Origin of the sequence: Thermomonas flagellata, from assembly GCF_022419185.1 — a bacterium.
Taxonomy (GTDB): Bacteria; Pseudomonadota; Gammaproteobacteria; order Xanthomonadales; family Xanthomonadaceae; genus Thermomonas; species Thermomonas flagellata.
In genome coordinates, this window is record NZ_JAJOZK010000001.1 from 1 (window position 1) to 24139 (window position 24139).

Genomic DNA, 24139 nt, shown 5'->3' on the forward strand with positions numbered 1-24139 from the left:
CTCGCCGGCGAGACCGCCGGCATCCTGCCCTCGCCGGAATGGAAGGCCAAGAACGCGCCGCGCCAGGGCAAGTGGTACCCGGGCGACACCGTCATCACCGGCATCGGCCAGGACTTCTGGAAGGTGACCCCGCTGCAGCTGGCGCAGGGCCAGAACGCGGATGCCGCCGCGGTCGCGTTCGATGCCCTGCAGGCCGCGCGTGGGCGGCGAGGCGGCGGCGAACATGCCCGCCGCCCCGCAGGCGGTCGCGGCGAAGGTCTCTGCGCCCGCGGCCTCCCCCGCGGCGCCGGCCGCCGGCGAAGCGCCGGGGTCGCTGCTCGGGCGGATCGGCCGGCGCCTGCGCGCGCTGGTCACCCGCGCGCCGCGCCAGCAGCACTGAGCGCGCCCGCCGCCGCGGCGCGGCCACGCGCGTCCGCGGCCGTGGCGTCCGGCGCCGGCTGGTCGCCGCCGCCGGCAGCGGCGATACTGCGTGCCGGCCCGCGCCCGCCGCGCCTGAAGGCATCCGCATGACGGTTCTGCGCTTCGACAACGTGAGCAAGCAGTATCCCGGCGGCCAAGCCGCGCTGGCCGGGGTCAGCTTCGCGGTCGAGCCCGGCGAGATGCTGTTCGTGACCGGCCACTCCGGCGCCGGCAAGAGCACCCTGCTGCGCCTGATCCACCTGGTCGAGCGCCCCAGCAGCGGCGCCGTGCTGTTCGGCGAGCGCAACCTGGCGCGCGTGCGCGGCGGCGGCATCGCCCGCCACCGCCGCCAGATCGGCGTGGTCTACCAGGATCACCAATTGCTCGAGGACCACAGCGTCGCCGAGAACGTCGGGCTGCCGCTGCTGCTGCGCGGGGTCCGCCGCGCGGAGGTCGGCAAGCGCGTGCGCGTGTTGCTGGACCGGCTGGGGCTCGGCGCGCGCGCGCAGGCGCTGCCGGCGCAGCTGTCGGCCGGCGAGCAGCAGCGGGTCGGGATCGCGCGTGCGGTGATCGCCGAGCCGGCGCTGCTGATCGCCGACGAGCCGACCGGCAATCTCGATCCGACTCTGTCGGCGGAGATCATGGCGCTGTTCGCCGCCCTGCCCGAACGCGGCACCAGCGTGCTGGTGGCCAGCCACGACCTGGCGCTGGTCCGGCGCATGCGCCGGCGCGTGCTGGTGCTGGACCAGGGCCGGCTGGTGGACGACATCGCCCCGGAGGACCTGGCCGATGCCTGAGCTGCCGCCGAGCGCAAGCGCCCCTGCGGTCGTGGTCTGGTTCGACCGCCACCTGCAGAGCCTGCTGGCCAGCCTCGGCCGCCTGCTGCGGCGGCCGTGGGCGACCGTGCTGACGGTCGCGGTGATGGCGCTGGCGCTGGCGCTGCCGCTCGGGCTGTGGCTGGGCCTCGAGAACCTCGCGCGGCTGGCGGGCCCGGTGCAGGCCGCCGGCGAGGTCACTGCGTTCCTGCGCCCGGGTGCGCCGGCGGCGGACGCCGAGGCCCTGGCCGCGCGCCTGCGCGCGCGTGGCGACGTGGCGGCGGTGGCGGTGGTGACCCCGGCGCAGGCGCTGGCGCAGCTGCGCACCCAGGCGGACGTGGCCGCGGCGATCGCCGCGCTCGGCGAGGCGGCCGCGCAGGCGGCGCTGCCGCCGGCGCTGGAGGTGCGGCCGCGCGGCGACGCCGGCGCGCTGGCCGCGGCGCTGGCCGGCATGCCGGAGGTCGCGCGGGTGGTGCACGACGCGGCCTGGCAGCAGCGCCTGCGCGCGTGGCTGGCGTTCGGCCGGCGGCTGGCGCTGGTGCTGGCGGTGCTGTTCGGGCTGGGCGCGGTGCTGGTGGTCGGCAACACCGTGCGCCTGGACATCCAGGCGCGCCGGCGCGAGATCGAGGTCCTGCAGCTGCTGGGCGCCAGCGACGGCTTCGTGCGGCGCCCGTTCCTCTACCTCGGCGCCTGGTACGGGCTGGCCGCCGGCGCGCTCGCGCTGGCGGTGCTGGCCGGCGTCGACCAGGCCCTGCGCGCGCCGCTGGCGGCGCTCGCCGCCAGCTATGCCAGCACGTTCGCCCTGACCGGGCTGGACCTGCCGCGCGCGCTGCTGGTGCTGGCCGGTGCCGGCCTGCTCGGCTGGCTCGGGGCCGCGCTCGCGGTCGGCCACCACCTGCGCCGCGCGCGCGCCGGGGTACGCGCATGAGCGCCGCGCAGGACTTGCGGCACGTCGTCAGCGATGCGCCGCGGGTGATGGTGGTGGACGGCAGCCGGCTGGTGCGCCGGCTGATCGCCGACACCCTGCTGGCCGAGCTGCCGCAGGCGCAGGTCAGCGGCTGCGCCAGCATCGCCGAGGCGCGCGCGCGCCTGGCCGAGGGCCCGGTCGACCTGGTCACCACCGCGCTGGTGCTGCCGGACGGCGACGGCCTCGCGCTCGCGCGCGCGGTGCGCGAGGCCGCCGGGCAGAGCTACGTGCCGGTGATCGTGATCTCCGGCAATGCGCAGGAGGCGCTGGAGGCGCGCGCCTTCAGCGAGGACATCACCGACTACTTCGACAAGGCCCTCGGCCACGGCGCGCTGGCCGCGTTCATCCGCGGCTATGTGCAGCCGGCCCCGATCGAGGGCGCGCGCGTGCTGTACGTGGAGGACAGCAAGGTGGTCGCGCTGGCGACCCGGCGCATGCTCGAGCGCCAGGGCCTGCAGGTGCTGCACGTGATCTCCGCGGAGGACGCGCTCGAGCACCTGCACCGCTTCCTCGGCCGCCGCGACGGCGACGTCGGCGCCGACCTGCTGCTGACCGACGTCTACCTCAAGGGCGCGCTGTCCGGGCGCGAGTTGCTCAACCAGGTGCGCGGGGTGTTCCGCTACGGCAAGCGCCGGCTGCCGGTGCTGGTGATGACCGGCGACGACAATCGCGACAACCAGGCCGCGCTGCTGCGCGAGGGTGCCAATGACCTGGTGCTCAAGCCGATCGAGGAGCGCCTGCTGGTGACCAAGGTGCTGTTCCAGCTGCGCCTGGCGCGGCTGCCGGAGGCGGGGGCGCGGTGAGCGCGCCGCCCGCGCTGCGCCTGGAGCCGGGCTGGAAGGCCCGGGTCGGCGACTGGTTCGCGCGCGCGGACATGCGCGCGCTGGCCGCGTTCCTGCGCGCGCGCAAGGCCGCCGGCGCCACCCTCTATCCGCCCGGCCCGCAGATCTTCGCCGCGTTCGACGCCACCCCGTTCGAGGCGGTGAAGGTGGTGATCCTCGGCCAGGATCCCTACCACGGCCCCGGCCAGGCGCACGGCCTGTGCTTCTCGGTGCCGCCCGGGGTGCCGGTGCCGCCGTCGCTGGACAACATCTACAAGGAGCTGGCGCGCGACACTGGTTTCGTCCGCCCCGACCACGGCTGCCTGCTGCCGTGGGCCCAGCGCGGCGTGCTGCTGCTCAACAGCGTGCTCACGGTCGAGGCCGGCCGCCCCGGTTCGCACCAGGGCAAGGGCTGGGAGGGCTTCACCGACCACGTGGTGGACGTGCTCAACCGCGAGCGCGAGCACCTGGTGTTCCTGCTCTGGGGCAGCTATGCGCAGAAGAAGGGCGCGGTGATCGACCCGCGCCGGCACCGGGTGCTCAAAGCGCCGCATCCTTCGCCGCTGTCGGCCCACCGCGGCTTCCTCGGCTGCGGGCATTTCTCCGCCGCCAACCAGTACCTGGCGCGAACCGGGCAGGTTCCGGTGGACTGGTCGCTGCCGCCGGCGGCCCTGTTGCAAAACTTTCATCCGGCCCCCACACCGAATTGATGGAGGGGATGGGACAGTGCCCCCGAGGCCCCGCGGAAGGGGCCGGGTAACGTTCCATGAATGCAACGCTCGGGAACTTTCCTGCGTATTAGCAGTCGAATGTTGCGACTGCTAAACTGCCAGCCATGAGGGAGACCATGCCGACCACCACCACCGCCCTGACGGCCCAGGCCCTGCCGATCCCCGTCCCCAGCGCGATGGGGTCGCTGGAGGCCTACATCGGCGCCGTGCACCAGATCCCGGTCCTCAGCGCCGAGGAAGAGCAGCGCCTGGCGCTGCGCCTGCGCGAGCACAACGACCTGACCGCCGCGCAGGAACTGATCCTGTCCCACCTGCGCTTCGTGGTCCACGTCGCGCGCGGCTACGCCGGCTACGGGCTGCCGCTGGGCGATCTGATCCAGGAGGGCAACATCGGCCTGATGAAGGCGGTCAAGCGCTTCGATCCCGCGGTCGGGGTGCGCCTGGTGAGCTTCGCGGTGCACTGGATCCGCGCCGAGATGCACGAGTTCATCATCAAGAACTGGCGTATCGTCAAGGTCGCCACCACCAAGGCGCAGCGCAAGCTGTTCTTCAACCTGCGCAAGAGCAAGACTCGCCTGGGCTGGATGAACGCCGAGGAAGTGCGCGCGGTCGCGCGCGACCTCAACGTCTCCGAGCAGGAGGTGCTGGAGATGGAGGCGCGCCTGTCCGGCCGCGACATCGGCTTCGACGCGCCCGACGACGCCGACGACGAGCACGCGCCGCCGGCCCCGGCCAGCTACCTGGTCGCCGACGAGGCCGATCCCGCCGCCGCCTACGAGTCCGCCGACAGCGAGGCCGACCAGCTGGAGATCCTGCGCGACGGCCTGGCCCGGCTCGACCCGCGCGCGCGCGACATCATCAAGCGCCGCTGGCTGGAGCCGGAGAGCAAGGTCACCCTGCAGGAACTGGCCGACGAATACGGCGTGTCCGCCGAGCGCATCCGCCAGATCGAGGCCAACGCGCTGAAGAAGATGAAGGCGCTGTTCGCGGCGTAAGCGCCGCCGCCATGCGGTATCCCCGACGGCCCGGAGCACTCCGGGCCGTCGGCGTTTTCCGGAGTCGGAATCAGCCCGCCAGCCGCGCGGCCAGCAGGGCTTCCAGCGCGCGCTGGTCGGCGGCGAACTTGCGGATGCCCTCGGCCAGCTTGTCGCTGGCCATCGCGTCCTCGTTGAGCTGCCAGCGGAAGTCGGCCTCGGCCAGCGCCGGCGGCGGGGGCGCGGTGGTCTGCGGGGCGTGCAGCGCGGCGTGTAGTGCGCCCTCCTCGCGCGCCAGTTGCGCGAGCAGCTCGGGGGCGATCGTGAGGCGGTCGCAGCCGGCCAGCGCCAGCACCTGCCCGGTGTTGCGGAAGCTGGCGCCCATCACCACCGTGCGGTAGCCGTGCTGCTTGTAGTAGCGCCAGATGCGCGCCACCGACTGCACGCCGGGATCGTCCTGCGCGGTGGCCGGCGCGGGCAGGCCGTGGGCGAGGTGCCAGTCGAGGATGCGGCCGACGAACGGCGAGATCAGATACACCCCGGCGTCCGCGCAGGCGCGCGCCTGCGCGAACGAGAACAGCAGGGTGAGGTTGCAGGCGATGCCCTCGCGCTCCAGCCGCTCGGCGGCGCGGATGCCCTCCCAGGTCGCCGCGATCTTGATCAGCAGGCGCTCGCGGCCGATGCCGGCATCCGCGTACAGCTGCACCAGCCGCCGCGCCTTGGCGAGGGTGGCCTCGGTGTCGAAGCTCAGGCGCGCATCCACCTCGGTGGACACCCGACCCGGGATCAGCTTGAGGATCTCCGTGCCGATCGCCACCGCGAGCCGGTCGCAGGCATCGCCGAGGCGATCCTCGCCGCCCGCCTGCGCCAGCGCCGCCTCGAGCAGCGGCGCGTAGGCCGGCAGCGCGGCGGCCTTCAGCAGCAGGGACGGATTGGTGGTGGCATCCATCGGCGCATGGCGGGCGATGGCCTCGATGTCGCCGGTGTCGGCGACCACCACGGAATGCTGGCGGAGCTGGTCGAGCAGGGACGGCATGGCAGGCTGCGGGCGGAAAAGCGCGCATTCTCGCGCATCGCGGCGCGCGCGGTCAGTACAGGTCGGCCGGGTCCACGTCCAGCGACCAGCGCACCCGGCGCGCCTCCGGCAGCGCGTGCAGCGCCGGCACCAGCGCCTGCAGCGCCGCGTGCAGCGGGGCGCGCGTGCCGGCCGACAGCAGCAGCTGCGCGCGCACGTGGCCGGCGCGCCGCGGCATCGGCGCCGGCAGCGGGCCGGCGACCTCCAGCGCGACGCCCTGCAGCGCCTCCCGCGCCGCCTGCAGGAACTGCCGCGGCGGATCGGCATGGCGCGCTTCCGCGCGCAGCAGGGCCATGTGCGCGAACGGCGGCAACCCGGCGGCCTCGCGCAGCGCCAACTCGGCCTGCGCGAACGCGGGATAGCCGCCGCGCAGCAGGGTCGTGAGCAGCGGGTGCTCGGGATGGTGGGTCTGCACCAGCACCTCGCCCGCGCGCGCGGCGCGGCCGGCGCGGCCGGCCACCTGCACCAACAGCTGCGCCAGCTTCTCGCCGCTGCGGAAATCGGCCGAGAACAGGCCTTCGTCGATCCCGACCACCACCACCAGGGTCAGGTGCGGCAGGTCGTGGCCCTTGGCCAGCATCTGGGTGCCGACCAGGATGCCCGGGCGCGCCCCGAGGGCGTCGAACTGGCGCTGCAGGGCCTCGCGCTGGCCGGTGCTGCCGCGGTCGATGCGCAGCACCGGCACGTCCGGGAAGCGCGCCTGGAGGGCCTCCTCGAGGCGCTCGGTGCCATTGCCCTGCGGCTGCAGGGCGAGGCTGGCGCAGTCCGGGCAGGCCGGCGGCGCCGGCTTGCGATACCCGCAATGGTGGCATTGCAGGCGCTTGCCCTGCGCATGCGCGGTCATCGGCGTCGGCCGCTCGGCGCTGCTGCAGCGCGGGCAGTGCGCGCTCCAGCCGCAGTCGTGGCACAGCAGCACCGGCGCATAGCCGCGGCGGTTGCGGAACACCAGCACCTGCCCATCGGCGGCGAGGGCGGCGGCGATCGCCCCCAGCGCCTGCTCCGACAACCCGGCCTGCAGCGGACGCTTGCGCACGTCCACCACCCGCACCGGCGGCGGCTGCGCGGCGCCGGCGCGCTGGCGCAGGCGCAGGTGCACGTAGCGCCCGGCCTGCGCGTTGTGCAGGCTTTCCAGCGACGGGGTGGCGCTGCCCAGCACCACCGGCACGCCCAGCGCGCGCGCGCGCACGATCGCGAAATCGCGCGCCTGGTAGCGGATGCCGTCGAACTGCTTGTAGCTGCCGTCGTGCTCCTCGTCCACCACCACCAGCCCCGGCTCCGGCAGCGGCACGAACACCGCCGAGCGGGTGCCGACCACCACCCGCGCCTGCCCGCGCGCGGCCGCCAGCCACGCCGCGGCGCGCTCGCCATCGCCCAGCCCGGAATGCAGCGCCAGCACCGGCACCCCGAGGCGGGCGCGGAAGCGCGCCAGCATCTGCGGGGTCAGGCCGATCTCCGGCACCAGCACCAGCGCCTGCCGGCCGCGGGCCAGGCAGGCGGCGATCGCCTGCAGATAGACCTCGGTCTTGCCGCTGCCGGTGACGCCCTCCAGCAGGAAGGGGGTGAAGCCCTGCGCCGCGGTGATCGCCGCGATCGCCGCCTGCTGCTCGGGATTGGGCGAGAACCCCGCCGCCAGCGGTGCCGGTGCGGGGTTCTCCGTGAACACCACCGGCGCGACCAGCCCGCGCTCGCGCAGGCGCCGCAGCGGCGTGCGCCAGCCCGGCAGCGCGGCATCCAGCCAGTCCTCCTCGCGCGCTTCGACCAACAACTCCGCCAACTGCCGGGGCTTGCCGGCACGCAGGCCCGGCAGCGCGGTGCGTCCGGCCTCGCTCAGCGCCCAGCCGCGGCGGGCGGTGTCCGGTAGCGGCTCGCCGCGGCGCAGCGCCGCCGGCAGCGCGGTCGCCAACACCTCGCCCACCGGCGCATGCAGGTAGCCGGCCAGCCAGCGCAGGCTGGCGAGCAGCTCGCCGTGCAGCAGCGGCGCAGGATCGGGCAGGGCCAGCGCGGCCCGCAGTTCGACCCCGGGTGCGGCCGCGCCATGGCCCAGCACCACCCCGCACAGCTCGCGATTGCCGAACGGCACCCGCAGGCGCTGCCCGACCGCGACTTCCGCCGCGGGGATGCCTGGCGGCGGCAGGTAGTCGAACAGGCGCAGCAGTGGCACCGGGAGTGCCACCTGCAGGGCGACGGGCGCAGCGGGCATGCGGCCAGTCTAGACGGGTGCGGCGCAGTGGCTGCGCTGCAGTTGCCGCCGCCAATTCAGGCGTTCTCCATGAAATTTCTGTAAGCCTCTGTCGTAAAAGGAGATCGCTGTTTATCCACATCGCCTGTGGATAACACTGTGCATGGCCGGCGGCAGAACCCGCGCACGGCGCGCCGCCATGCGCCTGCCCGGGGCTTGGCGAAAAATCCGCCAGTTCGTTCAAATCATTGAAAATCAATGGGTTGCGTGTGAAACACGGGCGTCATGTGACATGAACGCAACGTGAAACCATGCGGATGACGCCGGGATGACGCCTGTGCACAACGCAGTTGTCCACAGCCCGCGCCAGCCTTGGCGGAGCCGCCCTTGCCCGCGCTGTCAAGCCGCGCCGCGGCAGGCGCGGCCGGCGTAGCATGCGCCATGCCCACGTACCTGCCATGACCGCCGCCCCGCCTTCCCACGCTGCCGCGGTGGCGGCCTTCCTGCGCGGCCAGCAGCGGCGGGCACAGGTGCTGGCCGCGGTCCAGGCCGGGACCGCCGAGGCCGCGGGCGCCAGCTTGGAGGCGGTCGCGCGGGTGTTCGCCGGCGAGGCCGCGGCGCGCCCGCTCGCGGACTGGCCGGTGCTGTACTGGCAGCTGCTGCTGGGCCTGCCGGCGATGCGGCACAGCGTGCCGGAGCCCGCCGCCTCGCCGCTGCCGGCGCTGAGCGCGCTGGCCCCGGGCGTGCGCGCGGCGGTGCTGCTGCAGCTCCTCGGCGGCCTCGACGAGGCCGGCATCGGCGCCGTGCTCGGGGTGCCGGCCCCGACCTGGCAGGACTGGATCCGGAACGCCCTGCCGACCGCGGCCGACGGGCAGCCCGACGTGGCGGTCTGGCGCGCCTGGCAGGCGGCCCTGCGGCAGGCGCAGGAGGCCGCGGCGACACCTCCCGCCCCGCCCCCGTCGGCGCCGGTTCCCGCAGCGGCGCCGGCGCACATGCGCCCCGCGGCCCGTGCAGGCGCGCGTCGGGGCTGGCGTCTGGCGGGTGCCGCGCTGCTACTGGCCGTGGCGGCCGCCGCGGCTTGGTGGTGGCTGGCCGCGCCGCGCGGCGGGATCGCGCGCACGCCGCTGCCGCCGGCGGAGGCGCCGAAGGCGCGCTATGCCGCGGACGATCCCGGATCGGAGCCCGACCGCGCCCTGCTCGAGGTGCCGTCCGAGCTGGCGCTGGCCGAACGCCTGCCGCTGCTGGCCTGGCTGGAGGCCAGCGAGGTGCCGCTGCCCGATGTGCCGGCGGCCGCACCGCCGACTGCCGCGGGACCGGCCTGGCAGGCGCGCGTGCAGGCCTGGCGCGCGCTGCCGCCGCTGGAACGCGCGCGCCGGCGGGCGGCGTGGGCGGCTTGGCAGGCACTGGACGCCGATGAGCGCATGCGCCTGCGGGCGCTGGCCGTTCGCTTCGATGCCCTGCCGCCGGCGCAGCAGCAGGCGCTGCGCGCCGGCTACGAACGCCAGCCGGCGGACGCGCGCGACGGCTGGTGGCTGGGCCCGCGGCTGGGCCGGGCGTGGCCGGCGATCGCGCCGCTGTTCGCCTACGTGGACGCCGGCGAGCGCGCGGCCTTGCGGGCCGCCCTGCAACAGGCCACCACGGAGGAGCTGGCGGTGCTGGCGCGGCTGGCGCAGAGCACCGCCCCGGAGGCGCGCGCCGCCCTGCGCCGCGGCTGGCTGGCGCAGCCGCCCGCGCAGCGCGCGGCCTGGCTGCAGGCGCGGCTGCAGGGCTGACTCCGCGCGACCGAGCGCAGAAACGTTCCGGCGCTTTGCTATGGTCCGCGCACGGTCCTGCCGGGTGCGCGGAGGCGCAGGGACCTGTCTTTTTCCACTGACAACCCTCGGGAGACCACCATGCCGCCTCGCACTTCGTTCCGCCGGCCCGCCCGCCGGCCGCTGGCCATCGCCCTGTCCCTGCTCGTACTGGCCGCGGCCGGCCCCGTATTCGCCGCCGACCGTCCCTGCGTGGACAGCAACGGCAACCCCACCGGGGCCTCGACCAACCAGGGCACGGAAGACACCGGCAGCGCCAACGGCGAGAACAGCACCTGCACCTCCACCTCCACCGCCTACGGCTGGAGGAACATCTCCAGCGGCACCTACAGCAGCGCGTTCGGCTACTACAACACCGCCAGCAACTATGCCGGCAGCGCATTCGGCGTGTTCAACATCGCCAGCGGCACTTACAGCAATGCCTTCGGCTACCTCAACAATGCCAGCGGCGACGTCAGCGTCGCGATGGGCGTGATCAACCTCGCGAGCGGCGCGACCAGCAATGCCCTCGGCTATCGCAACACCGCCAGCGGAACCACCACCAGTGCGCTCGGCGTGGCGAACACCGCCAGCGGCGACGGCGGCAGCGCCGTCGGCCTGTCCAACACCGCCGGCGGGGTGAACAGCAGCGCCGTCGGCGCCGTCAACAGCGCGAACGGCAATTTCAGCAGCGCCTTCGGGTACCAGAACACGGCTGACGGCGCCTTCAGCAGCGCCGTCGGCGCGTTCAATGCATCCCCGGCCACGCTCAGCAATGCCTTCGGCCACGGCAACCTGGCCTACGACAACAGCAGCGTCGCGGTCGGCACCTACAGCCAGGCCGGCAGCGTCGACGGCGACCCGACCAACGCGCGCAACAGCGTCGCCGTCGGCACCTGGTTCGACGCCAACGGCAACGGCGCATTCGACTCCGGCAGTGATCGTCGCAACACCGCCAGCGCGATATATGCCAGCGCATTCGGCGTCGGCAACAGCGCCAGCGGCTATGCCAGCAGCGCGTTCGGCTACCTCAACGTCGCCAGCGCCTTCGGCGCCAACGCCTTCGGCCACTACAACAACGCCAGCGGCTACGGCAGCAACGCGATCGGCTACCTGAACACCGCCAGCGGTTTCGGCAGCAGCGCGCTCGGCAATTTCAACAACGCCAGCGGGCAGGCGGCCAACGCGGTCGGCAACTTCACCATCGCCAGCGGCAACTACAGCAATGCCTTCGGCACCGAGGCGCAGGCGCTCAACACCGGCAGCACCGCCCTCGGCTACCTGGCGATCGCCGACCGCGACTACAGCGTGTCGATCGGCAGCACCGGCAACGAGCGCCAGCTGATCCACGTCGCCGCCGGCACCGCCGACACCGACGCGGTGAACCTGGGTCAGATGAACGCGGCCATCAGCACCGCGGTCGGCGGCATCAGCACCTATGCGGGCTTTGCGATCACCGCTGACGGCGGCGCCACCCGCGCGACCATCGGCAGCGGCGATACCGTGCAGTTCCAGGCCGACGATGCGAACGGCAACCTCACCGTCACCCGCAGCGGCAACACGATCAGCTACGGCTTCAGCAGCGCGCCGACCTTCCTCGGGCTGACCGTCGGCGGCGGTGGCGGCAATTTCACCATCGTCAACAACACCACCATCAACATGGGCGGCAACGTGGTGGGCAACGTGGGCAACGGCGTCGCCGCCACCGACGCGGTGAACAAGGGCCAGCTGGACACCGCGGTGGCCGGTGCCAACGCCAATGCCGCCAGCGCGCAGGCCACTGCCAACGCCGCTCTGGCCGCCGCCGGCACCGCGCAGGCCACTGCGGACGGCGCCGCCACCGCCGCCAGCAATGCGCAATCCACGGCCGACACCGCGCTGACCGCCGCCAACAATGCCCAGGCCTCCGCCGACGCGGCGCAGGCCACCGCCAACACCGCGCTGGCCGCGGCGAACAATGCCCAGGCCACCGCGGACACGGCGCTGAGCACGGCCAATGCCGCGCAATCCACCGCCAACACTGCACTCACCGCGGCGAACAATGCGCAGGCCACCGCGGACACGGCGCTGACCGCGGCGAACAACGCGGTGGGCACCGCCAATGCCTATACCGATGCCCGCGAAGCGGCGATCCGCACCGACATGGTGGCCGGCGATGCGGCCACCCTGGCCTCGGCCAAGAGCTACACCGACACCTCGTCGGCGCAGACGCTGGCGGCCTCCAAGGCCTATACCGATGCCAAGTTCGCCGCCTGGAACGACAGCTTCACCCAGTACCAGCAGCAGGTGGATCGCCGCTTCGCGCAGACCGACCGCCGCATCGACCGGATCGGCGCGATGGGCACGGCGATGACCCAGATGGCGGTGAACGCGGCGATCGGCAACAGCCCGCGCGGGCGGGTGGCGATCGGCGTGGGCGCGCAGGGCGGCCAAGGCGCGGTGTCGATCGGCTACGGCGTGCGGATCGGCGAGCGCGGGTCGTTCTCGGCCGGCGTCAGCTTCGGCGGCAACGGCGAATCCTCGGCCGGCGCGGGCTTCGGCCTGGATCTCTGACCTGCGTACACCCGCCCCGGCGCATGCCTGCGCCGGGGCGGCCACGGCGCGCCGGCAGGCCCTAAGATGCGCGGCCGCCCGTCCCGCGCAGGATCCCCGATGCCCGCTGCCGTCCGCTTCCGTGCCGAGGTGCGCGCCAGCGCGCGCCTGGCCGCGCCGCTGGCGGCCGGGCATGTGTCGCACGGGCTGGTCGGCTTCGTGGACACGGTGGTCGCCGGCCACCACGGCACCCATACCCTGGCCGCGGTCGCGGTCGGAACCGCGCTGTTCTGGCTGCCGATGCTGGTGCCGCTGGGGATGCTGATGGCGGTACCGCCCTCGGTCGCGCAGCTCGACGGCGGCGGCCGCCGCGGCGAGATCGCCGCGCTGTTCCAGCAGGCGTTGTGGCTGGCGCTGGCGCTGGGGCTGGCGATGTTCGCGCTGATCTCGCTGCTGCCGCCGCTGCTGCCGGCGCTCGGGATCGACCCGGCGATCGTGCCGGGCGCGGCGCAGTTCCTCGGCGCGATCCGCTGGGGCATCCCGGGCTTCACCCTGTACCTGGCGATGCGCTACCTGAGCGACGGCCTGCACTGGTCGCTGCCGACCATGGTGTTCGGCTTCGGCGGGCTGGTGCTGCTGGCGCCGCTGGGCTATGTCCTGACCCATGGCCGCCTTGGGCTGCCGGCGCTCGGCGCGGCCGGGCTGGGCTGGGCCTCGGCGGCGATGTTCTGGGTGCAGGCGCTGGCGTTTGCGCTGTACCTGGCGCGCGCGCGCCGGTTCGCGCCGCTGGCGCTGTTCGCGCATTGGCGGCGCCCGCACCTGCCGACGTTGGCGGGGCTGGTGCGCACCGGGCTGCCGATCGGGGTCACGGTGACGATGGAGGGCAGCCTGTTCATCGTCACCGCGCTGCTGATCGGGCGCCTCGGCGAGGTGCCGGTGGCCGCGCACCAGATCGCGATCAACGTGGCCACGCTGTGCTTCATGCTGCCATTCGGGATCGCGGAGGCGACCACCGTGCGGGTCGGCCATGCGCGCGGGCGCGGCGACCGCGCCGGCCTGCGCCGCGCGTGGTGGGCCGGGCTGGTCCTGGTGCTGGTGACCCAGGCGGTGTCGGCGGCGGCGCTGGTCGGCGGGCACCGCGCGATCGCCGCGCTGTACACCGCCGACCCGCTGGTGGCGGCGCTGGCCGCGCGCCTGCTGCTGTACGCCGCGCTGTTCCAGTTCCCGGACGGGATCCAGGTGCTGTCGGCCGGCGCCCTGCGCGGGCTGAAGGACACCCGGGTGCCGATGTGGCTGGCGGCGCTGGCCTACTGGGGCATCGGGATGCCGGTCGGGGCCGGACTCGGGCTCGGCCTCGGCTGGGGTCCGCAGGGGATGTGGCTGGGCCTGACCGCCGGGCTGCTGGTGGCGGCGGTCCTGCTGGCGCGCCGGTTCCTGCGCCAGAGCCAGCGGGTGGCGCTCGGCGCGGCATGACCGATGCCGCATCGGACGCGCGCCGGCGGCGGGTAGGATGGTGTACCCCCACGTCGCCGTCCCGGAGCTGCCCCGATGTCCTCCGCCCCGCCCTCCCGCGGCCCGATCGCCCGCCTGCTGGTCGGTGCCTGGCATGCCCTCGACTTCAGCCGCCGGTTGGTGTTCAACCTGCTGTTCCTGTTGCTGCTGGCGGTGGTGCTGGTGGCGCTGCTGGCCGGCGGCAGGCTCAAGCCGCTGCAGCCGCGCACCACCCTGGTGGTGGCGCCGCAGGGACGGCTGGTCGAGCAGTACAGCTGCGATCCGCTCAGCCGTGCGATCGCCGAGGCGCGCCCCGGCACCACCGGCTGCCGCGAGGTGCGCCTGCGCGACCTGCTGCGCGCGCTGGAGGCGGCGCGCAGTGATTCCCGCATCGAGCGGGTGGTGCTGGAGCTGGACCAGCTGCAGCCGGGCGGCTACGCCGCCCTGCGCGAGGTGGCCGCGGCGCTGGCGCAGCTGCGCGCATCCGGCAAGCAGGTGATCGCGCGCGGCGACAGCTTCAGCCAGGGCCAGTACCTGCTGGCGGTGCAGGCCGGGGAGATCTACCTCGACCCGATGTCGCCCGGCGGGGTGATGCTGGAGGGCCTGGCCGACTACCGCCAGTACTTCCACCAGCTGCTGCAGGACAAGCTCGGCATCGACATGCACCTGTTCAAGGTCGGCCGCTACAAGTCCGCGGCCGAGCCGTTCGTGCTGGACGCGGCCTCGCCGGAGGCCAAGGAAGCCAGCCTGTACTGGATGAACGACATCTGGCAGCGCCTGCTCGCCGACGTGGCGCGCGCGCGCCGGCTCGACCCCGAGGCGCTGGCGGCGCAGATCGACGACCTGCCCGCGCAGGTGCAGGCGGCCGGCGGCGACCTCGCCCAGCTGGCGCTGCGGCAGAAGCTGGTGGACGGGCTGAAGACCCGCGACGAGGTGGACGCGCTGCTCGCCGAGCGCGGGGTGGCCGATCCCGACAGCGACACCGGCTACCGCATGGTCGACCTGCCGACCTACCTGCAGCACCTCGACCTCGGCCTGCCGCAGGTGGATCCGCGCCCGCAGGTCGCGGTGGTGGTGGCCGAGGGCGAGATCGCCTCCGGCCAGCGCCCGCCGGGCAACGTCGGCGGCGAGTCCACCAGCGCCCTGCTGCGCCAGGCGCGCGAGGACGAACACGTCAAGGCGGTGGTGCTGCGGGTGAATTCGCCCGGCGGCGAGGTGTTCCCGTCCGAACAGATCCGGCGCGAAGTGGTGGCGCTCAAGCAGGCCGGCAAGCCGGTGGTGGTGTCGATGGGCGACGTGGCCGCGTCCGGCGGGTACTGGATCGGCATGAACGCCGACCGCATCTTCGCCGACCCGTCCACCATCACCGGCTCGATCGGCATCTACGGCCTGTTCCCGACCCTCGACCGCGGCCTCGCCAAGCTCGGCGTGTACACCGACGGCGTGGCCACCACCCGCTATGCCGGCGCGTTCGACCTGACCCGCCCGCTGGCGCCGGGGGTGGCGCAGGTGGTGCAGGCGGTGATCGCCAAGGGCTATGCCGAGTTCACCGGCAAGGTGGCCAAGGCGCGCGGGCGCAGCGTCGCGCAGATCGACGCGGTCGCGCAGGGGCGGGTGTGGAGCGGCGCGCAGGCGCGTGAGCGCGGGCTGGTGGACGCGCTCGGCGGGCTGCAGGACGCGATCGCGGATGCCGCCGCGCGCGCCAGGCTGGGCGCGCGCGAGAAATGGCAGGTGCAGTACGTGGAAGAGGCCGCGCAGCCGTTCGCGCAGTGGTTCGGCCGCTTCCTGCAGGGCCGCCTCGGGCAGGCCTTGCTGGGCCAGAGCGGGGCGGCCGCGCTGCTGCTGCCGCGGCTGCAGGCGCAGGCCCCGCAGGCGCTGCTGGCGCGCCTGGCGGAGCAGGCCGCGCCGGGGCATCCGCTGGCGCTGGCGCACTGCCTGTGCCAGCCGCGCTGAACATCGCCGCCACGGCCCGCTGAGCGGGCCACGGCAGGCCGGCGTCAGCGCGCGTCGGCGGGGCGCGCCGGGGCCGATTCCACCGGCGCGGGGCCGGCCTGCGGCACCGGGCGGCGCTCCTCGTCCGGCGCGCGCGGGGCGCAGCCCGCGAGCAGGCACAGCAGCGGCAACGACAGCAGCAGGATGCGGCGCATGGCGATCGCCTCCCTCGCGGGGACTGGCCTATGCTACGCCGGTCGCAACCTTCGGGGGATTTCCGCATGCCCGCGCAGCGCTGGCGGCTGGACGGACAACGTGCGCTGGTGACCGGTGCCAGCGCCGGCATCGGCCTTGCGATCTGCCGCGAACTGCTCGGGCTGGGTGCGCAGGTGCTGATGGTCGCGCGCGACCCGGAGGCGCTGGAAGCCGCGCGCGCCGAACTGGAGGACGCCTTCCCCGGCCCGGAGGATCCGGTGCTGGCGCTGCCCGCGGACGTGACCGACGAGGAGCAGCGCGCCGAAATCCTCGACTGGGCGGCCGACCTCGGCGGCCTGCACATCCTGGTCAACAACGCCGGCGGCAACCTGACCCGCCCCGCGCTGGACTACAGCGACGACCAGTGGCGCGGCATCTTCGAGCTCAACCTGTTCTCCGCGTTCGAGCTGTGCCGCGGCGCGCACCCGCTGCTGGCGCGCCACGCCGCCTCCAGCATCGTCAACATCGGCAGCGTGTCGGCGCTGACCCACGTGCGCAGCGGCGCGCCCTACGGCATGAGCAAGGCCGCGCTGCACCAGCTCACCCGCAACCTCGCGGTGGAGTGGGCGGAGGACGGCATCCGGGTCAACTGCGTCGCGCCCTGGTACATCCGTACCCGGCGTACCTCGGTCAAGCTGTCCAACCCGGACTACCTCGACGAAGTGCTGGTACGCACCCCGCTGGGCCGGGTCGGCGAACCCGAGGAAGTCGCCGCCGCGGTCGCCTTCCTGTGCCTGCCCGCGGCCAGCTACATCACCGGTGCCTGCCTGCCGGTGGACGGCGGGTTCACCCAGTACGGCTTTTAGCCGCGCCGCGGCCGCTCACGGACGCGCGGGCGGCGCCGGGGCCTCGGTGCTGCAGCGGCTGGCGCGCAGCTTCGCGGTGAGGGCGTCGTACTCGGCCTGGCGCTCGGCGCGGTCGTTGGCCGGCCCGTGGCGGAGGCGGAACTCGGCTTCGTCCACGCGCCGGTACCAGGCCGCGCACAGCTGCGCCTCCGGCACTGCGGTGCAGGTGTCGGCCTTCATCTCGCAGGCGGCACCCATGCCGAGCGCGGCGCTGCCGTCGATCCCGACCACCTGCAGCGGGGCGCAGCGCGGCGGCGGGGTATCGGTCTCGCCGTAGTAGGTGGCCCCGTCCCAGGTGCGGCACTGGAACAGCGCGGGCGGCGGCGGCAGGCGCGCGGCCTCCGGGGCGGGGGCGCGGCGGCTGGCCGGCCCGCTGACCAGCACGAACTCGCCGGCGGGCGGCACGGCCGGCGCAGGGGTGTCCGCGTCCGCGCGCCGCGGTGGCGGGGCGGCCACCGGCACCGCGCCGATCCGGCGCACCTCCTGCCGCTGCCCGGGCGGGCAGGGCGTGCCGTTCTGCAGGGTCACCGTGCCGCGCGCGTCGGTGCATTTGTAGATGGTGGCGTCCTGCGCTGGCAGCGCGGCGGGCCGCAAGCCGGCAAGCAGGACCGCCGCCAACGCGAGGCGCCGACAGGGCATGCTCAGCCCTCCGCGCAGGCCGCGGCCAGGCGCGTCTGCAGCATGCGCCGCTGGGCGCGCAGGTGGTCGCGCTCGCGTTCCTGCGCGTTGAAGAAGCGCGTCTCGAGGGCATCGCGTTCAGCGCGCAGCTGCGCGCAGGCCTGCGCCGGCGGCAGCGGGGTGCAGGGGTCCGGCTGCCAGATGCCGCCGACCGCGACCGGCCCGCCCCAGCGCGGCGGCAGGTGCGTCGGACCCGGCAGTGCCGGCGGCAGCCGGTCCAGTTCCGGGGCCGAGGGCCGCGCCGGCAGCAGGCCGGGGCGGGCGGCGGGCGCGGGCGCGGGATGCCAGTGGCCGAAGCCCCAGCCGGCGAAGGCCCAGGCCGGCTGCCAGCGCAGCTGGCCGCGGCCGTCCTCGTTCAGGTAGCGGTGGCCGTCCGGGGCGATGCACTCGAACAGCGGCGGCGGCTGCCGCACCACCACCGGGGCGGGAGCGGGCGGCGGCATGGAGGGCGCAGTGGGCGCGGTGGGCGCGGGGGACGGCGGCGGATCCTGTGGCCGCTGCCAGTGCTCGACCTGCTGCGCCTGCCCGCGCGGGCAGGGCGAATCGCGCAGGCTCTGGCGGCCGTCGGGCGCGGTGCAGCGGTAGATCGCCAAGGTCGCCTGCGCGCGCGCGCCGGCTGCGGTCGGCAGCAGCAGCAGGGCCAGCAGGCAGGCGGGCAGGCGACGGCGCATGCGCACATGATCGCGCCGCGCCGGGCGGGCGGGAATCCCCGCCGGTTCAGGCCGGGGCCAGCGCGGCCGGGACCGGGCGCACGCCGCGCAGCGCGCGCACGATGCTGGCGGCGGCGTCGCGCCCTTCCTGCACCGCGGTCACCACCAGGTCGGCGCCGCGCACGCAGTCGCCGCCGGCGAACAGGCGCGGGTGGGTGGTCTGGTATGGCAGCCGGCCGGGGCCGCCGACCGCCAGCCGGCCGCCGGGACCGGCCTCGACCCCGGCCGCGGCCAGCCAGTCCGGCAGGGTCGGTGCGAAGCCGAAGGCGATGATCACCACGTCGGCGGCGACCACCTCCTCGCTGCCGGGCACCGGCTCGGCGCTGCGCCGGCCGCGCGCGTCCGGCGCGCCCAGCCGGGTCTGCTGCAGGCGCACCCCGGCGACCGCGCCGGTGCCGTCGTCCACGATCGCCAGCGGCTGGCGCTGGAACAGGAAGCGCACGCCCTCCTCGCGCGCATTGGCGACCTCGCGCGCGGAGCCGGGCATGTTGGCCTCGTCGCGGCGGTAGGCGCAGGTGACTTCGGCGGCGCCCAGGCGCACCGCCGAGCGCACGCAGTCCATCCCGGTGTCGCCGCCGCCGAGCACCAGCACCCGGCGCCCGCGCAGGTCGGGGAGGGCGACCGCGGTCTCCCAGCCGGCGACCGGGCGGCCGCGCGGGTCGGCACCGGTCACGATCCGCCCGTTCTGCACCAGGAACGGCAGCGCCGGCAGCACCCCGGCCAGGTCCTGCCCGGGCAGGCCGCCGTCGGTATAGCGGTAGGCGCCGAGGCCGAGGAACACCGCGTCGTATCCGTCCAGCAGCGCCTGCAGCGGCAGGTCGCGGCCGACCTCGACCCCGAGCCGGAACGCGATCCCCATGCCCTCCAGCACCGCGCGCCGGGTCGCGATCACCTGCTTGTCGAGCTTGAACGCCGGGATTCCGAACTGCAGCAGGCCGCCGATCTGCTCGTAGCGGTCGTACACGGTGGCGGCCACCCCGGCGCGCGCGAGACGATCCGCGCAGGCCAGCCCGGCCGGGCCGGCGCCGACCACCGCCACCCGCCGCCCGCTGGGCACGACCTTGGACAGGTCCGGGCGCCAGCCGCGCGCGAACGCGGTGTCCACGATGTACTTCTCGACCGCGCCGATGGTGACTGCGCCGAAGTCCTCGTGCAGGGTGCAGGCGCCCTCGCACAGGCGGTCCTGCGGGCACACCCGGCCGCACATCTCCGGCAGCGGGTTGGTCTCGTGGCAGAGTGCGGCGGCTTCCTCGAGGCGGCCTTCCTGCACCAGCTGCAGCCAGTTGGGGATGTAGTTGTGTACCGGGCAGCGCGCCTCGCAGTAGGGATTGCCGCAGTCCAGGCAGCGGCCGGCCTGCTGCTGCGCCTCGGCCTCGCCGAAGCGGCCGTACAGCTCCTGCCAGTCGCCGGCGGTGCGCGCCTCCAGCGGCACCTTGGCCGGCATCCGGCGGGCGGCCTCGCGGAACTGGAAGACCTGCTTGCGGCTCATGCGGCGCGTCTCAGTTCGTCGGCCAGCGCCTCCAGGCTGGCGGCCTTGGGCTTGACCAGCCAGAACTTGCCGATGAAGTCGCGGAAGTCCGCCAGCAGGCGCCCCGCCCAGGCGCTGCCGGTGTGGCGCAGGTGCGCCTGCAGCAGCCCGGTCAGGTGCTGGCGGTAGTGCTCCATCCCCTCCGGCGAGAGCCGGGTGATGTCGATCAGCTCGTGGTTGTAGCGGTCCACGAAGTCGCGCTCGAGATCGAGCACGTACGCCAGCCCGCCGGTGAAGCCGGCACCGAAGTTGAGCCCGGTGCGGCCGAGCACGGCGACGATGCCGCCGGTCATGTACTCGCAGCAGTGGTCGCCGGCGCCCTCGACCACCGCGGTGGCACCGGAGTTGCGCACCGCGAAGCGCTCGCCGGCGCGGCCGGCGGCGTACAGCTCGCCGCCGGTGGCGCCGTACAGGCAGGTGTTGCCGAGGATCGGCGCCAGCCGCGCCTCGAAGCGGCTGGCGCGCGGCGGCCGCAGCGCGATCCGGCCGCCGGCCATGCCCTTGCCAACGTAGTCGTTGGCCTCGCCCTCCAGGTGCAGGTCTAGGCCCGGTAGCAGGAACGCGCCGAAGCTCTGCCCGGCGCTGCCCTGCAGCTCCAGCGCGATCGGCGCGCCCGGCAGGCCGGCATCGCCATAGCGGCGCGCGATCTGCCCGGCCAAGCGCGCGCCGATGCTGCGGTCGGTGTTGCGGATGCGCTCCTGCACGCGCATGCCCTCGCCGCGCGCGATCGCGCCGGCCAGCTGCGCGTCCAGACGCGCGGCCAGCCCGTCCGGCGGCGCCTGCAGCGCCGGGCTGCCGCAGTGGCCGCCGCCGGGCGCGTCCGCGGCGAGCAGGCGCGACAGATCGAGCGCGACCCCGTCGCGGGTCGCGTGCAGGTGCTGCTCGAGCAGGTCGGTGCGCCCGATCGCCTCCTCCAGCGAGCGCAGGCCGAGCTGCGCCAGCCACTCCCGCACGTCCTCGGCGACGTTGCGGAAGAAGCATTCCACCCGCTCCGGCAGGCCGCGGAAGTGCGCCTCGCGCAGGCGCGCGTCCTGGGTCGCGACCCCGGTCGCGCAGTTGTTGAGGTGGCAGATGCGCAGGTACTTGCAGCCCAGCGCGATCATCGGCGCGGTGCCGAAGCCGAAGCTGTCGGCCCCGAGCAGCGCCGCCTTGACCACGTCCAGCCCGGTCTTGAGGCCGCCGTCCGCCTGCAGCAGCACCCGCCCGCGCAGGTCGTTGGCCTGCAGCGCCTGGCGCGCCTCCGCCAGCCCCAGCTCCCACGGCACCCCGGCGTAGCGGATCGAGCCGACCGGGCTGGCACCGGTGCCGCCGTCGTGGCCGGCGATGGTGATCAGGTCGGCGCCGGCCTTGGCCACCCCGGCGGCGATCGTGCCGACCCCGGCGTGGCTGACCAGCTTGACCGAGATCAGCGCCTCTGGGTTGACCTGGCGCAGGTCGAAGATCAGCTGCGCCAGATCCTCGATCGAATAGATGTCGTGGTGCGGCGGCGGGCTGATCAGGCCGATCCCCGGCTTGGCATGGCGCAGCCGCGCGATCAGCGGGTTGACCTTGCTGCCCGGCAGCTGCCCGCCCTCGCCGGGCTTGGCGCCCTGCGCGATCTTGATCTGCAGCACCTCGGCGCTGACCAGGTAGCCGGGGGTGACGCCGAAGCGGCCGGAGGCGATCTGCTTGATCTTGCTGCGGCGTTCGCTGCCGTGGCGCGCCGGGTCCTCGCCGCCCTCGCCGGAGTTGCTGCGCCCGCCGAGCCGGTTCATCGCGATCGCCAGCGCCTCGTGCGCCTCCGGCGACAGCGCGCCCAGGCTCATCGCCGCGCTGTCGAAGCGGCGCACGATCGCCTCCACCGACTCCACCGCGTCCAGCGCCAACGGGGTCGCCGCCGGCTTCAGGCGCAGCAGGTCGCGCAGCGCCGCCGGCGGGCGGCCGTCCACCAGCGCCGAATACGCCCGCCAGTCCGCGCGGTCGCCGCTGCGCACCGCGCGCTGCAGCGCCTGCACCACCTCCGGGTTGTACTGGTGGTACTCGCCGCCGTGCACGTAGCGCAGCAGGCCGCCCGGCTCGGGCAGCTGCAGCTCGTCCCAGGCCGCCTCCGCCAGCGCGCGCGCATCCGCCTCCAGGCGCGCGAAGCCGGCGCCGCCGATCCGCGCCGGGGTGCCGGCGAAGCAGCGCGCCACCACCTCGTCGGCCAGGCCCACGATCTCGAACAGCTGCGCACCGCGGTAGCTGGCGATGCTGCCGATGCCCATCTTCGAGAGGATCTTGAGCAAGCCCTTCTTGACCCCGCGCCGGTAGCTGCGCCCGATCTGCAGCGGCTCGCCGCTGGTCTTGCCGCCGAGGATGCCGCGGCGGCCGAGCGCGTGCAGGGTCTGGTAGGCCAGGTACGGGTAGACCGCGGTCGCGCCGAACCCGATCAGGCAGGCGAAGTGGTGCGGGTCGCGCGCGGTGCCGGTCTCCACCAGCAGGTTGACGTCGCAGCGCAGGCCGGTGCGCACCAGATGCTGGTGCACCGCGCCGGTGGCCAGCAGCGCGTGCACCGCGGCGCAGCCGCGGCGCGGGCGGCGGTCGCTGAGCACCAGCAGCTCGATCCCGGCGCGCGCGGCGGCTTCGGCCTCCGCGCACAGGCGGTCGAGCGCCTGCGCCAGGCCGGTGTCGGCGTCGAAGTAGAGGTCGAGGTAGCGGTGCGAGGCGGCAAAGCGCGGCAGCGCCAGGAGCTGGTGCAGCTTGCGCTGGCTCAGCACCGGCGAGTTCAGCAGCACGTGGTCGACCTGCTCCGGGCCGTGCAGGAAGATGTTGCCCTCGCGCCCGATCTGGGTCGCCAGCGACATCACGCATTCCTCGCGCAGCGGGTCGATCGGCGGGTTGGTGACCTGCGCGAACGCCTGCCGGAAGCAGTCGTACAGCGGGCGGATGCGCTGGCTGACCGCCGCCACCGGGATGTCGTCGCCCATCGAGCCGGTGGCCTCCTGCTCGCTCTCGGCCAGCGGACGCAGCACCAGCTCCTGCTCTTCGCGGCTGAGCTGGAACAGCTTCTGGAACCCGAGCAGGGTGGCGTCGTCGAACGGCGCGTCCGCTAGCGCCGGGTCGATCAGCTCGGTGTGCAGCCAGGTCATGCCGCGCTTGAGCCACTGCTTGTACGGGTGGCGCGCGCGGTTGATGGCATCGACCGCGTCGTTATCGAGCAGGCGTTCGCCCTCGAGGTCGACCGCGATCATCTCGCCCGGGCCGAGTTTGCCCTTGGCCACCACCTGTTCCGGCGGCAGCTCCCATACCCCGGCCTCGGAGGCGATCAGGAACACGCCGTCCGCGGACAGCTGCCAGCGCGCCGGGCGCAGGCCGTTGCGGTCGAGGATGCAGGCGGCGTGGCGGCCGTCGCAGGCGACCACCCCGGCGGGGCCGTCCCAGGGCTCGGAATTGAGCGCGTAGTATTCGTAGAACGCGGCGAGGTCGGCGTCCTTGTATTCCAGCGACTGGGTCGCAGGCGGCATCAGGATGCGCAGCGCCTGCAGCAGGTCCATCCCGCCCAGCAGCAGCCATTCCAGCGCCTGGTCGAGGCTCTGCGAGTCGGAGCCGTGCTGTGACACCACCTCGTCGAAGCCGGACACGTCCAGCAGCGGCGAGCGCCACACGCCCTTGCGCGCCTGCGCCCAGCGGCGGTTGCCCTCGATGCTGTTGATCTCGCCGTTGTGCGCCAGCCGCCGGAACGGATGCGCCAGCGGCCAGCGCGGCAGGGTGTTGGTCGAGAAGCGCTGGTGGAACACCACCACGCGCGCGGCCAGGCGCGGATCGGCCAGATCCGGGAACAGGCGCGCCAGGTGCCGCGGCAGCACCATGCCCTTGTAGCCGAGCAGGCGGCAGGACAGCCCGACCACGTGGAAGTCCGGGTGTGCGCGCAGCGCCTGCTCGGCCTGCTTGCGCGCGAGGAACAGCGCGCGTTCGGCGGCGTCGGCATCGGCCTGGGGGCAGGCCACGAACAGCTGGCGGACCTGCGGCAGGGTCGCGCGTGCGTGCGCGCCGCAGGCAGTCTCGTCCAGCGGCACCGCGCGCCAGCCGGCGCAGGCCAGGCCGCGTGCCGCCAGCGCCTGTTCGAGCGCGTCCACGCACGCCTGTGCGGCAGCCGGGTCGCGCGGCAGGAATACGTTGCCGGCGGCGATGCGCGCGGCCGGCAGCGCGATCCCGGCCTCGCCGGCGAGCACGCGCACGAAGTCCTCCACCCCGTGCAGTAGCACCCCGCAGCCGTCGCCGCTGAGGCCGTCGGCCGCGACCCCGCCGCGGTGCTGCATGCGCGCCAGCGCCTCCAGCGCGGTGTCGACCAGCGCGCGCGAGCCGGGACCTGCGACCTGCGCGATCAGGCCGAAGCCGCAGCTGTCGTGCTCGCTGGCGGGGTCGTGCAGTCCCCCGGAAGGACTGGCGGGCATGGGTG

At 74.5% G+C, this 24139-nt stretch carries 19 protein-coding genes; 11 read left to right on the plus strand and 8 right to left on the minus strand.

Annotated elements, in window-relative coordinates:
* The coding region (locus ML340_RS00005) for a hypothetical protein (RefSeq protein ID WP_240095400.1) at positions 1–225 on the minus strand (225 nt) is incomplete at its 3' end.
* On the opposite strand from ML340_RS00005, the gene ML340_RS00010 reads away from it, so the two are divergent.
* The 6 genes from ML340_RS00010 to rpoH all read left to right on the plus strand — a co-directional run bounded on the left by ML340_RS00010 (position 224) and on the right by rpoH (position 4728).
* Entirely contained in the window at positions 224–379 is a 156-nt protein-coding gene (locus ML340_RS00010; RefSeq protein WP_240095403.1) for a hypothetical protein, read from the plus strand. The two genes, ML340_RS00005 and ML340_RS00010, sit on opposite strands and share 2 nt — an antisense overlap.
* A 127-nt stretch (positions 380–506) precedes the next feature.
* The gene (locus tag ML340_RS00015; RefSeq protein WP_240095405.1) at positions 507–1196 is read left to right on the plus strand and encodes a cell division ATP-binding protein FtsE; all 690 of its coding nucleotides are present in this window, start codon (positions 507–509) and stop codon (positions 1194–1196) included.
* Complete coding sequence (gene ftsX / locus ML340_RS00020; RefSeq protein ID WP_240095407.1) at positions 1189–2142, plus strand: permease-like cell division protein FtsX; 954 nt, start codon at positions 1189–1191, stop codon at positions 2140–2142. The genes ML340_RS00015 and ftsX overlap by 8 nt, the downstream gene beginning before the upstream one ends.
* Complete coding sequence (locus ML340_RS00025) at positions 2139–2984, plus strand: response regulator (protein WP_240095409.1); 846 nt, start codon at positions 2139–2141, stop codon at positions 2982–2984. The genes ftsX and ML340_RS00025 overlap by 4 nt, the downstream gene beginning before the upstream one ends.
* On the plus strand, positions 2981–3712 hold the full coding sequence (gene ung, locus ML340_RS00030) for a uracil-DNA glycosylase (protein WP_240095411.1): 732 nt from the start codon (positions 2981–2983) through the stop codon (positions 3710–3712). The genes ML340_RS00025 and ung overlap by 4 nt, the downstream gene beginning before the upstream one ends.
* A gap of 137 nt (positions 3713–3849) precedes the next feature.
* On the plus strand, positions 3850–4728 hold the full coding sequence (gene rpoH / locus ML340_RS00035; RefSeq protein ID WP_240095413.1) for an RNA polymerase sigma factor RpoH: 879 nt from the start codon (positions 3850–3852) through the stop codon (positions 4726–4728).
* 70 nt (positions 4729–4798) lie between these two features.
* Here rpoH and tal read toward each other — a convergent pair whose 3' ends face one another.
* Together tal and ML340_RS00045 are read right to left on the minus strand one after the other, a co-directional pair.
* The gene (gene tal / locus ML340_RS00040) at positions 4799–5743 is read right to left on the minus strand and encodes a transaldolase (protein ID WP_240095414.1); all 945 of its coding nucleotides are present in this window, start codon (positions 5741–5743) and stop codon (positions 4799–4801) included.
* Positions 5744–5795: 52 nt separating this feature from the next.
* Positions 5796–7982 carry a primosomal protein N' gene (locus ML340_RS00045; RefSeq protein ID WP_240095416.1) on the minus strand — a complete coding sequence of 729 codons (2187 nt, stop codon included), beginning with the start codon at positions 7980–7982 and terminating at the stop codon, positions 5796–5798.
* Between the two features lie 437 nt (positions 7983–8419).
* On the opposite strand from ML340_RS00045, the gene ML340_RS00050 reads away from it, so the two are divergent.
* From ML340_RS00050 to sppA, 4 genes are all read left to right on the plus strand, one after another.
* Positions 8420–9733, plus strand: a complete 1314-nt coding sequence (locus ML340_RS00050) for a DUF3106 domain-containing protein (protein WP_240095418.1) — start codon at positions 8420–8422, stop codon at positions 9731–9733.
* A gap of 120 nt (positions 9734–9853) precedes the next feature.
* Positions 9854–12304 (plus strand): hypothetical protein, encoded by a 2451-nt coding sequence (locus ML340_RS00055; RefSeq protein ID WP_240095420.1) that lies wholly within the window; start codon positions 9854–9856, stop codon positions 12302–12304.
* Between the two features lie 99 nt (positions 12305–12403).
* Positions 12404–13756 carry an MATE family efflux transporter gene (locus tag ML340_RS00060; protein WP_240095422.1) on the plus strand — a complete coding sequence of 451 codons (1353 nt, stop codon included), beginning with the start codon at positions 12404–12406 and terminating at the stop codon, positions 13754–13756.
* Between the two features lie 75 nt (positions 13757–13831).
* Positions 13832–15727 (plus strand): signal peptide peptidase SppA, encoded by a 1896-nt coding sequence (gene sppA, locus ML340_RS00065; protein ID WP_240095424.1) that lies wholly within the window; start codon positions 13832–13834, stop codon positions 15725–15727.
* A gap of 44 nt (positions 15728–15771) precedes the next feature.
* Here sppA and ML340_RS00070 read toward each other — a convergent pair whose 3' ends face one another.
* Entirely contained in the window at positions 15772–15921 is a 150-nt protein-coding gene (locus tag ML340_RS00070; RefSeq protein WP_240095426.1) for a hypothetical protein, read from the minus strand.
* Between the two features lie 66 nt (positions 15922–15987).
* Here ML340_RS00070 and ML340_RS00075 point away from each other — a divergent pair, with 66 nt between their 5' ends.
* On the plus strand, positions 15988–16767 hold the full coding sequence (locus ML340_RS00075) for an SDR family oxidoreductase (RefSeq protein WP_240095428.1): 780 nt from the start codon (positions 15988–15990) through the stop codon (positions 16765–16767).
* 15 nt (positions 16768–16782) lie between these two features.
* On the opposite strand, the gene ML340_RS00080 is transcribed toward ML340_RS00075, so the two are convergent.
* The 4 genes from ML340_RS00080 to gltB are packed head-to-tail and all read right to left on the minus strand — an operon-like array spanning position 16783 to position 24134.
* The gene (locus ML340_RS00080; RefSeq protein WP_240095430.1) at positions 16783–17445 is read right to left on the minus strand and encodes a DUF4124 domain-containing protein; all 663 of its coding nucleotides are present in this window, start codon (positions 17443–17445) and stop codon (positions 16783–16785) included.
* Between the two features lie 2 nt (positions 17446–17447).
* Entirely contained in the window at positions 17448–18155 is a 708-nt protein-coding gene (locus tag ML340_RS00085) for a hypothetical protein (RefSeq protein ID WP_240095432.1), read from the minus strand.
* Positions 18156–18201: 46 nt separating this feature from the next.
* Complete coding sequence (locus ML340_RS00090) at positions 18202–19683, minus strand: FAD-dependent oxidoreductase (RefSeq protein ID WP_240095434.1); 1482 nt, start codon at positions 19681–19683, stop codon at positions 18202–18204.
* On the minus strand, positions 19680–24134 hold the full coding sequence (gltB, locus tag ML340_RS00095) for a glutamate synthase large subunit (RefSeq protein ID WP_240095436.1): 4455 nt from the start codon (positions 24132–24134) through the stop codon (positions 19680–19682). Before gltB ends, ML340_RS00090 begins: the two co-directional genes overlap by 4 nt.
* Positions 24135–24139 lie beyond the last annotated feature (5 nt).